The following is a 14,551-nucleotide window of genomic DNA, read 5'->3' as shown; positions in this document are numbered from 1 at the left end:
ACTCAAGACAACAACCTCAAGACAACTCTAGGAATGCAGACTAGTTACTTAGGTGCCTTGAGCTGCATCTCGGGTAACGCTCTCTTCTTCGCTGTGATTTTACGTATTACAAACCAAATCAGTAAGCCCAATAAAATCGCAGCCACATTACCTACCGCTATAATCATTATGCTGCGCTGCCTGTCATCTTCTCTTTTTTGAAGAATCATTAATTTTTCAGCAATACGTTTCTGCTCAGCAAGAGCTTCCTCTTGAAGACGTCGAGATTCTGCTAGGTCTATCTCTTGAACAACGCTGTACGACTGCTCGGTAATCGGGAAGATCAGTGGACGCTGGCTTGACGCATCGGTGGCATAAACCATCCCCGACCAAGTGTAAATTCCCAAATCATCATTATAAGGCAACGTTAAAGACACTTTCATCGCATCAGCTTCGGCTTGGCCTTGCTTATACATCACATACCCATCAGGGGCTTTATACTCAACGTGAGCTGCTAACGAGCTCGGTGCAATCATACCTGGCTCGCCAGAAGCCACTACAGTATGAGATAAACCTTCTTTGCGAGACTGAATGAAGGTGGTTGTGATTGGCGTTGGGTAGACCAAGACTTCTTGCTCTTGTGCTCGCAGGAACACACCATTACCAGAAGTAATTCGAGCTCGATATTTACCAGGCTCAATGTCCATTGGTAACGACACGGTGAACACACCATCTCCAGCTTTTTCGTCAAGATCAACGCCATCATCGGCAAATTCCCCCATGACAACCGGAATTGGCCGCGCTTCTCTCACTAAGGACTCTTCGTTTTCGACGAACTTAGTGAATGTTACTTTAAGCTTCACACGGTCAAGAAAATCACGCAGCACAAGCGGCTTGCCATCGGATGTCAAACGAGCGGTAAATTTAATGTGTTCAGTTTGGTACAATTTGTCTGGAAATTCATTGGCGTCTAAAACCAGATGAGATAAAAGTTTGATATTATTTTTAGGTGAGACTTTACCTACCGCTTGCCAAGGACCCGGCATCGGATTGTCGATAGAGATAATATCCATTGACGATTCTTGGTACCAACGGACATTATCAGCATGACGCAAAGCGTGATACTTCTTGCCATCAGGACGAACCAAGACGACGGGTTTAGAATTATCGGCTCGATAGATCACAAAAGTAACTTGCTCGATACTGGGATCAACTCGAAAGCGATTATCCAATAAACTCATTACAGATTCTGTTGCTGCGTGTAAGCCAAAGCTCAACAGCAATAAACAACCGGTAGCCAATGCCCTTAACATACTTTCTCCCTACTGACGCCAGAGGCAGCTTCCGCTTTTCTCGACGAGGTCTAAACGACTTTGATGCGCTTCTACTTCATCGGCCGTAGCTCGCAAAACCTTTAGGGATTTTCGACCACTTTCTGCTCTTCGTATGCTTTCGCCTTCGCCTTCTTGTTGGCCAGCGTTAAATTGCAGCGAAGTTTGCCCACCTGTCATCAATAAGTAGACGTCAGCTAGAATCTCCGCATCGAGCAATGCGCCGTGAAGAGTACGGTGTGAGTTATCAATACCATAACGGTCACATAAGATATCTAGATTGTTTCTTTTCCCTGGGAATATCTTCTTCGCCATCGCCAAGGTATCGGTAACTTTGCAGTAGTCATCCGTTTTACCTATAGCAGGGTTAAGTTTCTCAAACTCATAGTCCATAAAGCCCGTATCGAAGGGCGCGTTATGAGCCACCAGCTCCGCACCTTTAATAAAGTCGAGAAACTCTTTATGTATGTCTTGGTATTCTGGTTTATCAATCAAGAATTCATCGGTAATACCGTGAACGCCAATTGCCTCTTCTTGAATCGCACGATCGGGCTTGATATAGACGTGAAAGTGACGCCCAGTCAGCCTACGGTTGATGATCTCTACTGCACCAATTTCAACGATGCGATGTCCCATATAGTGGGGGCCACCCTCTGTATTCATACCGGTGGTTTCGGTATCGAGTACAACGATGCGTTTGTTTTCATTCGAACTGTTTTTTTCGTTCGTGCTTTGTTCTGGAGTGCTACTGGTATTCATAAGGATAACTGTGTCAGACTATGCCGATAATGTGCTTGAGGTAATAGTATCAAATCATGACGAAACAAGTTGAAATTTTCACTGATGGTTCTTGTTTAGGCAACCCAGGTCCTGGCGGCTACGGCATTGTACTTCGCTACAAAAAAGTAGAGAAGACGTTAGCCGAAGGTTTCACCTTAACCACCAATAACCGCATGGAAATGCTCGCCGCTGTTGTGGCTCTCCAAGCCCTCAAAGAGCCTTGCTCTGTCATTCTGACCACAGATAGCCAATACGTGCGTCAAGGTATCACCCAGTGGATTCACAACTGGAAAAAGCGCGATTGGAAAACAGCCGATAAAAAGCCCGTTAAAAACGCAGACCTGTGGCAAAGACTCGACAAAGAGACGGCGCGCCATAGCGTTGATTGGCGCTGGGTTAAGGGGCACGCGGGGCACCGAGAAAATGAAATGTGTGATGATTTAGCTCGAAGTGCAGCTGAAAACCCGACCCAAGAAGATACGGGCTATCAGCCAAGCTGATCATTTTCTTAAAGGAAATGTCAGTATCTAAAACAGATATAGCAATGGAAAGCCGACTATGAGTCGGCTTTTTCTGCTTTTAACGGATACGAAGTTTTAGCGGAGTCCAAGGTGCGACGCGTATTGGTTCTAAAACTGGCTCCTACAGGAGAGAAGCGTCGCTTAAGGTGCCAATGTGGCTTGATAGGCTTAAGTGGATAAGTACGTTTACGAGCAACAATAAAGTATTGGCTACCAGCGAACGATGCACAGCTGCCTAAGCTGTTCTCCAACCACGTCCACATCGCTTGGTATTTACTCATCGGGAACAACGCGTAGGTGTCACAATGAATCACTTCATAATTAAGTACGCCTAGCCAATCTTTAATTCGGTTTGGCGTGTACATACGTCCACTCCATGGCAAGCTGTTCTTTCGCCAAGGCATCAAACTGGCAAGCCCAGTCACACTAAAAGGGTTAAAGCCGGTGATAATAATATAGCCATCGTCCATCATTACTCGGTCGACTTCCCTCAATAGCCGGTGTGGGTCGTTGCTATAATCTAACTGATGACTCAGCACCACAACATCAAAGCTTTTCTCTAAAAAGGGTAAATTATAACCATCTGCTATCACATTATGTAATGGGTTCTGGATATCTAGGTTTACTTGATGTTGAATGTTGCATGTGCAGCTAGAAATCTCACTGCTGAGGCCACCAAGTTTGAGCATATGGTAACCAAATAGTTTTGGGCACCACTCATCAAGTCGAGTTTGAATAGATTCTCTCAACCAGTCCCCATTGTGCAATTGTGCCCAAGTATAAGGACGCTCAAACTTCTTTCTGCTACGTGCTGGCTTCATCAATAATCTGTCTCACTTATTCTGTCTCACTAAAAGTGACTGGAGAACCAATAATGTTACATATCAAAAGCATACCTGCATTTAACGACAATTACATCTGGCTGATTCAAAATAGCGATCGCCGTTGTGCTGTCGTCGACCCTGGTGATGCAGCTCCAGTATTAGAGTACTTAGCACACCATGAGCTAACTTTAGATGCAATCTTGATTACGCACCACCACCACGATCACATTGGTGGCGTGCCAGAGCTGGTAAGACAATTCCCTGGCGTGGATGTCGTTGGCCCCAAAAATGAACCTATCCCGACCTTAACGCATCCCGTTGATGACGGTGACCAATTAGAGCTGTTTGGCGAAGTATTCCTCGTGCTAGGGCTCAGTGGGCACACCGCTGGGCACATTGGTTATGTGGGTGATGCCAAACTGTTTTGTGGCGATGTACTGTTTTCAGCTGGTTGTGGGCGAATCATGGAAGGCACACCACAGCAGATGTTTGATGCATTGAACAAGATCACAGCACTCCCACAAGAAACCGAGGTTTACTGTGCTCATGAATACACGGCAGCCAATATCGCTTTTGCACTGGCTGTTGAGCCTGACAACCAACATTTGCAACAATACCGCGACCAAGTGAATCGGCTTCGAGCCCAAAATAAGTCGACCATCCCCACAAATTTAAGACAAGAAAAGTTTGTTAACCCCTTCTTACGCTACACAGAACCAAGTGTAGTGAAATCAGTATCTAATCGTACTGAGCAGACCGATCCTTTATCGGTTTTTACCGCTTTACGTGCGTGGAAGAACGAATTTTAACAAATACAGGCTTGTCACTCATAGGGAGTGGCAAGTATTATCATCGGCCGTTTATTAAAAAGGCTGTAACATGCGAGTTAAGTACAGCTGGGCTTTGGTACTACTACTTTCTGGTTGCCAATTAACTCAGTCAGAGAATCCAGACCAAGCTTCCGAGCAAACCAACACCTCCCCTACTAAAGAAGTTTCTCAAGCGAACGTTTCATCGGGAGCGATCCAAGAACAACCAAAAGTTGAAACACCCGTCGTTACTCCACAAACACAGCAAGATGTTTGGAAACGTATTGCGATGCAACTTGAAATGGAAGTGCCGGACCAAAAGAAAGTCGACTACTACCGCACTTGGTACCTCAAGCACCCTGGTCATCTAAAAACTGTATCAAAACGCGCTGAACCTTTCCTTTACTTGATCACAACTAAGATTGAAGAAAGAGACTTGCCTTTAGAGCTGGCCCTGTTGCCCGTCGTTGAAAGCTCGTTTGATGCATTTGCTTATTCTCATGGTAGCGCTGCTGGACTATGGCAGTTCATTTCGGGTACTGGCAAAGCTTACGGACTAGAACAAAACTTCTGGTACGATGGCCGCCGTGACGTAGCCGCTTCAACCGACGCTGCATTGGATTTCTTAACCGACCTGAACAAACGTTTTGATGGGAACTGGCAACACGCAATCGCTGCCTACAACAGTGGCGGTGGTCGTGTGAACAGCGCAATCCGTAAGAACAAGAAGCTGGGTAAGCCAATCGACTTCTTCTCTCTAGACTTACCAAAAGAGACCAGCAGCTATGTACCTAAGCTACTTGCACTGGCCGACGTGATTGCCAACCAAGAAAAGTATGGCATCGATATCCCTACGATCCCGAACAAGGCAGTACTGACTCTGGTTAACCCAAATGAACAACTTGATTTAGCCATTGCCGCAAGCTACGCCGACATTCCTGTCAAAGAGCTGCAAGGCTACAACCCGGCTTATAACCAGTGGGCAACGGCACCAGAGAAACACCAACAATTATTGCTTCCTCTAAGCTCTGTTGAGAAGTTCAACAAAGAAGTGGCAGCCAATAAAGGCAAAGGCATGAAGTTGGTGCGCTATAAAGTGCAATCTGGCGATAGCATCAGCGTACTGGCGAGTAAATACAACACCACCAGCAAAGTGATCCGCTCTGCAAACGGTTTGAGCAACAATAATATTCGTGTTGGTCAGCACCTATTTATTCCAACATCAACCAAAGACGATAAGACATACGCACTAAGCGCTTCAAATCGCCTAGCAAGCACACAGTCAAAGAGTCGTGGTCAATATAAGCTTAGCCATACCGTAAAAAGTGGTGATAGCCTATGGACGATTGCGCGCGCAAATAAGGTATCTCACCAATCACTGGCTAAGTGGAATGGCATGGGACCACGTGATACTCTTAGAATTGGTCAAGAACTGGTCATTTGGAAGAATAGTTCAGACGGTGCCATCATCCGAACTGTCTTTTATAACGTAAGATCAGGTGACACAGTCAGCGGTATTGCATCAAAGTTCAAAGTAAAAAGCGCAGATGTTGTAAAATGGAACGCTTTGCAGAACAAGAAATACCTACAGCCAGGACAAAAACTGAAGCTGTATGTTGATGTAACTAAGGTAAGTGTATGAACCCGTCAAGTAACCCACTCGTCATGCTGTTGGATATATTCCGTTCACCAACAGCGTGTTTCTTAGCGCTTTATCAACGAAGTGCTTGGGGATGGCAACCCTACGTCGTATTAATGCTCAGCCCATTCTTATTTTGGGGAGCCTATTTTTCGAATGTAGATTTTGCATGGTTAAGCGCTGAGTTGTCACAGCAACTGGCTCAAACAAACCCTGACCAATTGGCGTTACTTGACAGTAATACTCTACTCGCGAGTGAAATCATCAGTGATGTATTCGGCCGTACGTTAACCATCATTCTGTTGGCATTTTGGTTTAACTTAGCAACAAAGCCAAGCCAACACCAACATAGCTTTTGGCGATGGTTTGCAGCCGCATCGGTAGTGATATTCCCTGCCGTTCTAGGCGATGTAGCAAGCTACGCAAGCCTGATACTCAAGCACGGGCATGTGATGAGCTACGCGGCCGACTTGAACAGCTTAAACGGCTTAATCAAGTTGCCACTAACCAATGATTGGTCGCAATTTGCCAGCTCATTACCACTCTTGTTGCCTTGGTACATTGTATTGGGTTATGCAGCAGTATTAACTTGGACGGAGTTTGAGCGTGGTCAGGCACTGGTCATCTCTGGTTTGCCATGGGTTGGCTATTACCTAATCTGGGCTCTCTACATTTTAATCTTTTAAGCTGAATAGATAAAAACAAGGCTAGCGAAAATTCACTAGCCTATTTATTCCCCTGCTTATTACCCAAAGTAACCACAGTGTGAATGGTGAATAGCTAAGATCCAATGACTAATAGGCTAATAGGCTAATAGGCTAGATAGCTTCTTCTATTTAGCCTTAAAGGTCACTCGCATAGGGTTATGATCAGAGGCGTCCGTAATGGGCGCCTTTGCTTTGTCTACTTCTAACCCTCGATAGAACACATGATCGAGCACCAACCCTGTCATAAACTGTGTACGGTTATCTGGTTCAAAAGCAACTTCCGTCAAACCTACCTGTTCCAACGCATCTTTCAATACAGCAAAGCGAGCTTCACTCCAACTGTTAAAATCCCCAGCAAAAATAACAGGCCCACGATACTTTTGGAGATTGTCGGTTAAGCTCTTGAGCTGAGCCTCATAATCTTCCGTACCAAAGGTAAAGTTCACCGCATGGATATTAATCACAGCCAGTTCTTCGCCATTACTTAGCAGATAGCGAGACCAAAGTGCAGATTTAGGTAATTGAAGCCAAGGTTCTTCATGAGTATAAGCACAAGCTTCAATCGGTAGATGCGTCGCTAGGTTGAGTACGCCTGCACTTTGTTCAAAAGCTTCAAATGCATTCACTCGAGTACTTCCCCATTGACCACTCGTTACCCATTGGCGAAGCCCTTCTGTCATACTCGCTTCTTGCAGCAAAACTAAATCGCTACCGGCTGACAGCTGATTTAACTCACTTTGCCAATTATTTCGGTTTTGCTTATAGATATTCCACACGGTAATGTCTAGGCCATCAGACACATCAATCGCTTTCGGGGCTGAGTTTTGGTAGCAGCTGTAGATATCGTTGCTAGTATTTTGAGAAGAAGTGATCAAATTGGGTTTATTCGGGATCACGAAGATAATATGAAAGCTAACAACAGCAAGCGTTATCAATAGCGTGATAACAATGATGGTTTTCTTAAACATACAGCACCCTACCAGAAATGAAAAAGGAGCGATAAACGCTCCTTTTAAGGTAATAGTTTTTTTATACGGCGTCTTCGTCTTCTTCGCCAGTACGAATACGTACCACACGTTCAACTTCAGTAATGAAGATCTTACCGTCACCAATTTTACCTGTTTGAGCCGTTTCGATAATGGTATCAACACATTGGTCAGCCACTTCGTCGGTCACAACAATTTCCAATTTCACTTTAGGTAAAAAATCGACCATGTACTCTGCGCCACGGTATAGCTCAGTATGACCTTTTTGACGTCCAAAGCCTTTAACTTCAGATACTGTCATACCCGTAATACCCACTTCTGCAAGTGCTTCACGTACATCATCAAGTTTGAATGGCTTGATAATGGCTTCAATCTTTTTCATGTTCATCCCTTAAACTGTGCGAATAGCTCATTATCGGTTAGCTATAGTAAACATTCAATGAAAAAAGCCAGAGCATTAAAGCTCTGGCTCGAAATTTATCATCTTGTTTAATCAGCGCTTTAAGAAGATTTTACTTAAGGCTTGAGTAGTAAGCAGCTAGATTAGCAATATCTTCATCACTCAGCATTGAAGCCTGAGCCTGCATTACAGCCGCCAAACCGCCGGTGCGCTGGCCGTTCTTATATGCCTTAATTGATGAAGCGATGTATTGCTCGTTTTGGCCTTTAAGATTTGGATATCCTGGGATCATTGCGATACCGTCTGCGCCATGACAAGCCGCACAGATTGCCGCTTTAGCTTGACCCGCAGCAACATCACCCGCCAGAGCGTTACCACTCAATAGTCCAAATCCAAGAACTAATCCTAGTGTAATTTTCTTCATTGCATATTCCATTAATTATTTTTATTAAAGTGACGGTGAATTGTGACACAAACTTTTTCTACTTGCTCCAAAGCGCTTCACAATCTTGACCTTCGTAGTTTTTATCTACGAATAGGCCTAAAACAGCGATCACTCGATCGCCATCCATTAATATCGGCGTTCTACGTCTTAACCAGCTGGGTACTTGGTATTCCTGAAAAAGCTTCTTGAGTTTTCGACTATGACCACGACCAACTGGGTGAGCCGACACTCCTTCAGGGTTAAAGATCACTCGTAAGGTTCCGTTGGCTTTAGTAAGGGAAAAACGTTGTACATCTCGGTTATGAGATGCACTACCACTCGACACCGCTTTTAAATGGATCTCACCTAAACCATCAGGCAATAATAAATTCTCATCAATCAAGATTTCACTTTTCCAGCTCGACAAATCTTTGGTGTCTTGTACCAAATAGAGCTGATTATTAAAGCGCCTAATCTCAACATCATTCAACACCAGCTTAGGATTGGCATCTGCCTGAGCACAAGCCACTTCATCCCAAATAAGTTTTAGCTGCTTTTGGCTTGGCATCGGTTGATTGCAATGGCTGAGCCACATTCTGATCAAACGTGCTCGTAACAAATCAGAATGCTGAGATAACGAATCAATGCTTAAGCTCTGGCTCTTACTGTTACAGCCTCCCAAAGCTTGTTGTAAGTGAGACTCAAGCAGTTCGTCGAGTAGCGACTCTTGTTCTGCACATAATTGAGCACTGCGACAGACCGATTCTCGAAAGCTAGGCCAGCGCTCTGTCAACGTCGGAGTGACTTGATGACGAATGAAATTTCGATCAAAGCGCAGATCCTGATTACTCTCATCTTCGACCCAAGTTAACCCCATATCGTGAGCCGACGCTTCGATGTCTAATCGAGTCACAGACAGCAGAGGTCTCACAATAAACGCTTCGCCAAACGACATCACTTTCGCCATTGAAGAGAGTCCTTTCGGACCACTGCCACGTTTTAATGCCAGCAAGAAAGTTTCAAGTTGGTCATCAATATGTTGGCCTGTAATTAGAACATCACCAAAACTAAGGTGCTTCTGAAGCGAATCATAACGAGCATCTCGAGCCAGCTTTTCAACACTTTCTCCGCTGTTAATATCTAGAGATACTCGCTCGATGGCTAAAGGAACCGACGACGCATCACACCATGTTTGGCATTGCTCAGCCCAAAGATCAGCATTCTTACTGAGACCGTGATGAACGTGCACCGCACAGCACTCAATGTGATGGGACTTAGCGTATTTCGCGGCCAATTCCAATAACACTCGAGAATCGACACCACCACTGAAAGCAACGACTAACCGACGAGGTTTGAGATCGCTTTGTTGAAATGCAGAGGTAAAAGTTTCGATTAAGTGAGTCATGGGGTTAAGTGAGCCGTGTGTACTAATGAGAAAGGAGAATGTTTTAATAATAAAAAAGGGTTGGCACTGAGTCCAACCCTTTCATCAACTTGTTACGGAAAGCAGGTCTTATACCTTGCTAAGGTCCCTTATCAGCAGTAACCGTAGCTCATTAGACGCTGGTAACGACGCTCTAGAAGTGCTTCGTTGTCAAATTGCTCTAGCTCTTCTAACTGCTTAACTAACATGTCTTTCATGTTCTGAGCTGTCTGTATTGGATCGCGGTGCGCGCCACCTAGAGGCTCAGGGATGATTTCATCGATAAGCTCAAGCTCTTTAAGGCGAGGAGCTACTAGGCCCATCGCTTCAGCAGCTTGTGGTGCTTTATCTGAATCACGCCATAAGATTGAAGCACAACCTTCTGGAGAGATTACTGAGTATGTAGAGTACTGAAGCATGTTCACGTAATCACCAACACCAATCGCTAGTGCACCACCAGAACCGCCTTCACCTACAACGTTACAGATAACTGGAACTGAAAGGCCGGCCATCACTTTTAGGTTCTTAGCGATAGCTTCAGATTGACCACGCTCTTCTGCACCAACACCTGGGTATGCACCCGCTGTGTCGATGAAAGTAATGATTGGCATATTGAAACGCTCAGCCGTTTCCATTAGGCGAAGTGCCTTACGGTAACCTTCTGGCTTTGGCATACCAAAGTTACGGATCACTTTCTCTTTAGTCTCACGACCTTTCTGGTGACCAATAACCATAACAGGACGACCATTTAGACGAGCCATACCACCCACTATTGCTTTGTCGTCAGCGTAAGCGCGATCGCCCGCCATCTCTTCAAACTCTGTGAAGGCATGCTCCAGGTAATCTTTGGTGTAAGGACGTTGAGGGTGACGAGCAAGTTGAGCTACCTGCCATGCACCTAAGTCACTAAAGATTTTCTGTTTAAGCTCTAAGCTTTTTTTCTCTAGTTGTTCAATTTCTTTGTCTAGATCTACCGCTGTGTCACCACCGTGACGCGAAACGTCACGTAGCGCTTCGATTTTTGCTTCAAGTTCAGCGATAGGCTTTTCAAATTCTAGAAAGTTCAGGCTCATCTATGAATCCTTGTTGATTCAGCTCCGCAGTTACGGAGCTAAATTTTAGTTAAATTCGAGTTCTACTTGGCTATTTCCAAGCAGCTGTTTTAATTCGTCTAGTAATGTATCACTTGGCGTCACACGCCATTCTGTGCCCAATGTTAACCGCGCTCTAGCGTCGGCACGTTGGTAGTATACATTGACTGGGACCGTTCCGGCTCTATAAGGTTCTAAGATTTGACCAAAGCGTTCAAAAAATTGACCGTTAATTTGGGATTGCTCGATAGATATCGACACCCCACGAGCATATTTCTCACGGGCGCTTCCTAAGTCCATGACCTCGCGCGCGGACATTTTAAGCCCACCATTGAAATCATCAAAGCTGACCTGTCCAGAAACAACCACAATTTTGTCTTTTTCGAGCAATTCTGCGTAGCGATCGAGCGCATCAGAGAACAACATCACTTCCATCCGACCCGATCGGTCATCAAGAGTCATCAAACCGATTCGAGTACCGCGCTTCGTGGTCATGACCCTAGCCGCAATGACCAAACCTGCAATCGTTAAGGATTGGTCACGACGAGTCGGCGTCGCATCTTTCAAACGACAGCTGGTGTATTTCGCAAGTTCTTTAATGTAAGCATTCACCGGGTGACCCGTTAAATACAAACCAAGCGTTTCGCGTTCACCTTCTAGCCAAACCTTTTCAGGCCATTTAGGCACTTGGGTATACTTGTGTTCAACCTCTTCCGGAGCGTCGGTCAACACACCAAACATATCAGATTGACCGAACGACTCAGCATGGTGATGTTGGCTTGCTGCCTTAACCGCATCTTTCAAAGATGCCATCATCGCCGCTCGGTGAGGACCTAATCTATCTAAGGCTCCGGATAGAATCAACTTTTCGATAACACGTTTGTTGACCTTCTTCAGATCAAGACGTGCACAGAAGTCGAATAAGTCTTTAAAGTAACCACCTTTGTTACGCGCTTCGATGATGGCTTCAATTGGGCCTTCACCCACCCCTTTAATCGCACCGATGCCATAAACAATTGCGCCATCTTCATCCACATTAAAGCGGTATAGGCCCGAGTTGATGTCAGGTGGAAGGAGCTTGAGCTTCATACGGAAACACTCATCGACAAGGCCAATAACCTTCTCGGTGTTATCCATATCCGCGGTCATTACTGCCGCCATGAATTCCGCAGGGTAGTGTGTTTTCAACCACAGTGTTTGATAAGAAACCAGTGCGTATGCAGCCGAGTGAGATTTGTTAAAGCCGTAGCCCGCAAACTTCTCTACCAAGTCAAAGATCTTCATGGACAGTTCGCCATCAACACCATTGGCTTCAGCACCTTCTTTGAAGGTACCGCGCTGTTTTGCCATCTCTTCAGGCTTTTTCTTACCCATCGCACGACGCAGCATATCGGCTCCACCAAGCGTATAACCCGCAAGAATCTGAGCGATTTGCATTACCTGTTCTTGATACAGGATGATGCCGTACGTAGGTTCTAGTGTCTCTTTAAGCGATTCGTGTTGCCACGTTTCATCAGGGTAAGAGACCGCCTCTCGTCCGTGTTTACGGTCGATGAAGTTATCTACCATGCCTGATTGCAGAGGGCCAGGACGGAACAAGGCCACCAATGCGATGATATCTTCAAAACAGTCGGGTTGCAGACGCTTGATCAGATCTTTCATACCACGCGATTCCAGTTGGAATACCGCGGTGGTTTCAGAATTTTGTAATAGGTTAAATGACGCTTGATCATCCAGAGGAATCGACTCGATACGAACCGGATCTTTCCCCTCTTTCGCTAAGCGAGGGTTTACTAGGCCTAATGCCCAGTCAATGATCGTCAGTGTACGCAGCCCCAAGAAGTCAAACTTAACCAAGCCAGCAGTTTCTACGTCATTCTTATCGAATTGCGTTACTGGGAAGTTACCTTCCGCATCGGCATAGATAGGTGCAAAGTCAGTAATCGTGGTCGGTGAGATTACAACACCACCCGCGTGCTTACCTGCGTTTCGCGTACAACCTTCTAGAATTCGACATTTATCAATCAGCTCACGAACTTCTTCATCACCATCATAAAGTTCAGGCAATGCAGGCTCTGCGAGGAATGCTTTCTCTAGCGTCATGCCCGGATCAGGCGGAACCAGCTTAGAAATTCGGTCAACAAAACCAAATGGGTGGCCTAATACACGGCCAACGTCACGGATTACCGCTTTTGCCGCCATAGTACCGAAGGTGATGATCTGAGAAACGGCATCACGGCCGTACATTTCAGCCACGTGATCAATAACTTGGTCACGCTTATCCATACAGAAGTCGATATCGAAATCGGGCATGGATACACGTTCTGGGTTCAAGAAACGTTCGAACAGCAAGTCATATTCAAGTGGATCAAGATCCGTGATATCAAGCGCGTAAGCCACCAAAGAACCAGCACCAGAACCACGACCCGGGCCTACTGGTACATCGTTATCTTTTGACCACTGGATGAACTCCATTACGATCAAGAAGTAACCTGGGAAACCCATGTTATTAACTACTTCTAGCTCGATTTTAAGTCGCTCATCGTATTCAGGCCTGCGTTCAGCTCTGACTTTTTCGTCAGGAAATAGGAATGCTAAACGTCGTTCAAGACCTTCTTCTGATTTTTTGATCAAGAAGTCTTCAATCGCCAAACCTTCCGTCGGGAAGTTCGGCAAGAAGTATTCGCCCAATCGAACGGTGACATTACAACGCTTAGCGATCTCAACACTGTTCTCTAATGCTTCAGGGATATCTGAGAACAACTCACACATCTCTTCTTCGCTACGGAGGTACTGTTGTGGACTGTAGTTTTTCGGTCGACGTGGATCAACCATGGTAAAGCCGTCGTGAATCGCCACACGGATTTCATGAGCGTCAAACAAGTCTTCAGAAATGAATACCACTTCGTTGGTCGCAACAACTGGCAGGTCTTCTTGCTCAGCCAATTCCAGCGCAAAGTGCAGATAAGACTCTTCGTCCGTACGTCCAGTTCGAATGAGCTCCAGATAAAAACGGTCTGCGAAATGTGTTTTGTAAAACTCAACGCTGCTTGCAACCAACTCTCTATTGCCTTTCAGCAACGCTTTACCAATCTCACCTTCTTTTGCACCCGATAAAAGAATCAGGCCTTCCGCATGTTCAATCAGCCACTCTTTATCAATAACAGGCTGATGCTGCACATGGCCACGAAGGTAAGCTTTTGATATTAATAACGTTAGGTTATTGTAGCCTTTATTACTCGTTGCAATAACGGTGAGTTTTGTCAATTCATCGCCAAAATCAGGAGACTGCATCAAGAAGTCAGCACCAATAATTGGTTTAACCCCACACCCATGAGCAGTACCGTAGAATTTCACCAAACCGCACAGGTTGGTAAAGTCGGTCAATGCTAGAGCAGGCATACCCATTTCAGCGACTTTTTTAACTAATGGTGGCACCTTGGATAGGCCATCCACCATCGAAAAGTCACTGTGTACGCGTAGGTGAACAAATTTTGGATCTGACATTATTTTTCCTGAGTTCTAGGTTTGAGCCTAGGATTACAACTGTGTGTATTCTATTTTTTTCTAGCGTCACTAAGCAACTTTATTCGATGCTAAGCTCTAGTTTACGTAAAGCTCTAATCTATATAGAGCT

Annotated in this window: 13 protein-coding genes; 4 read left to right on the top strand and 9 right to left on the bottom strand. The window is 45.3% G+C overall.

All coding sequences use genetic code 11. The annotated features are described in order from the left end of the window. Positions 1–44: 44 nt before the first annotated feature. Together AB4496_RS07700 and dnaQ are read right to left on the bottom strand one after the other, a co-directional pair. Positions 45–1,292: a TIGR03503 family protein gene (locus AB4496_RS07700; RefSeq protein ID WP_009847392.1), complete on the bottom strand. Its 1,248-nt coding sequence runs from the start codon at positions 1,290–1,292 to the stop codon at positions 45–47. A 9-nt stretch (positions 1,293–1,301) separates the two neighbouring features. Next, positions 1,302–2,069, bottom strand: a complete 768-nt coding sequence (gene dnaQ, locus AB4496_RS07695) for a DNA polymerase III subunit epsilon (RefSeq protein WP_009847393.1) — start codon at positions 2,067–2,069, stop codon at positions 1,302–1,304. A gap of 56 nt (positions 2,070–2,125) precedes the next feature. On the opposite strand from dnaQ, the gene rnhA reads away from it, so the two are divergent. Beyond that, a complete protein-coding gene (gene rnhA, locus AB4496_RS07690; protein ID WP_009847394.1) occupies positions 2,126–2,590 on the top strand; it encodes a ribonuclease HI in 465 nt (154 codons plus the stop codon). Between the two features lie 56 nt (positions 2,591–2,646). Here the strand turns inward: rnhA and AB4496_RS07685 are convergent, their stop codons facing one another. Then, the gene (locus AB4496_RS07685) at positions 2,647–3,432 is read right to left on the bottom strand and encodes a class I SAM-dependent methyltransferase (protein WP_009847395.1); all 786 of its coding nucleotides are present in this window, start codon (positions 3,430–3,432) and stop codon (positions 2,647–2,649) included. A gap of 53 nt (positions 3,433–3,485) precedes the next feature. Between AB4496_RS07685 and gloB the strand changes: the two genes are divergently transcribed. From gloB to AB4496_RS07670, 3 genes are all read left to right on the top strand, one after another. Continuing rightward, positions 3,486–4,244 carry a hydroxyacylglutathione hydrolase gene (gloB, locus tag AB4496_RS07680; RefSeq protein WP_009847396.1) on the top strand — a complete coding sequence of 253 codons (759 nt, stop codon included), beginning with the start codon at positions 3,486–3,488 and terminating at the stop codon, positions 4,242–4,244. 70 nt (positions 4,245–4,314) lie between these two features. Beyond that, entirely contained in the window at positions 4,315–5,886 is a 1,572-nt protein-coding gene (locus tag AB4496_RS07675; RefSeq protein WP_009847397.1) for a LysM peptidoglycan-binding domain-containing protein, read from the top strand. Continuing rightward, positions 5,883–6,569: a YIP1 family protein gene (locus tag AB4496_RS07670; protein ID WP_009847398.1), complete on the top strand. Its 687-nt coding sequence runs from the start codon at positions 5,883–5,885 to the stop codon at positions 6,567–6,569. Before AB4496_RS07675 ends, AB4496_RS07670 begins: the two co-directional genes overlap by 4 nt. Before the next feature lie 146 nt (positions 6,570–6,715). Here AB4496_RS07670 and AB4496_RS07665 read toward each other — a convergent pair whose 3' ends face one another. From AB4496_RS07665 to dnaE, 6 genes are all read right to left on the bottom strand, one after another. Next, positions 6,716–7,558, bottom strand: a complete 843-nt coding sequence (locus tag AB4496_RS07665; protein ID WP_009847399.1) for an endonuclease/exonuclease/phosphatase family protein — start codon at positions 7,556–7,558, stop codon at positions 6,716–6,718. A gap of 61 nt (positions 7,559–7,619) precedes the next feature. After that, complete coding sequence (glnB, locus tag AB4496_RS07660) at positions 7,620–7,958, bottom strand: nitrogen regulatory protein P-II (protein WP_017063373.1); 339 nt, start codon at positions 7,956–7,958, stop codon at positions 7,620–7,622. A gap of 130 nt (positions 7,959–8,088) precedes the next feature. Continuing rightward, complete coding sequence (locus AB4496_RS07655; protein WP_012604592.1) at positions 8,089–8,412, bottom strand: cytochrome c; 324 nt, start codon at positions 8,410–8,412, stop codon at positions 8,089–8,091. Positions 8,413–8,458: 46 nt separating this feature from the next. After that, positions 8,459–9,805: a tRNA lysidine(34) synthetase TilS gene (tilS, locus tag AB4496_RS07650; protein WP_009847402.1), complete on the bottom strand. Its 1,347-nt coding sequence runs from the start codon at positions 9,803–9,805 to the stop codon at positions 8,459–8,461. 131 nt (positions 9,806–9,936) lie between these two features. Beyond that, a complete protein-coding gene (gene accA, locus AB4496_RS07645; RefSeq protein ID WP_009847403.1) occupies positions 9,937–10,896 on the bottom strand; it encodes an acetyl-CoA carboxylase carboxyl transferase subunit alpha in 960 nt (319 codons plus the stop codon). A 45-nt stretch (positions 10,897–10,941) separates the two neighbouring features. Continuing rightward, positions 10,942–14,421, bottom strand: coding sequence for a DNA polymerase III subunit alpha (gene dnaE / locus AB4496_RS07640; protein WP_009847404.1), 3,480 nt, complete (start codon positions 14,419–14,421; stop codon positions 10,942–10,944). Positions 14,422–14,551 lie beyond the last annotated feature (130 nt).

The organism is Vibrio sp. 10N.222.46.A1, from assembly GCF_041473595.1.
Taxonomy (GTDB): Bacteria; Pseudomonadota; Gammaproteobacteria; order Enterobacterales; family Vibrionaceae; genus Vibrio; species Vibrio tasmaniensis_A.
The sequence above is the reverse complement of the archived record's forward strand: the minus strand, read 5'-3'. Positions and strand labels throughout refer to the sequence as shown.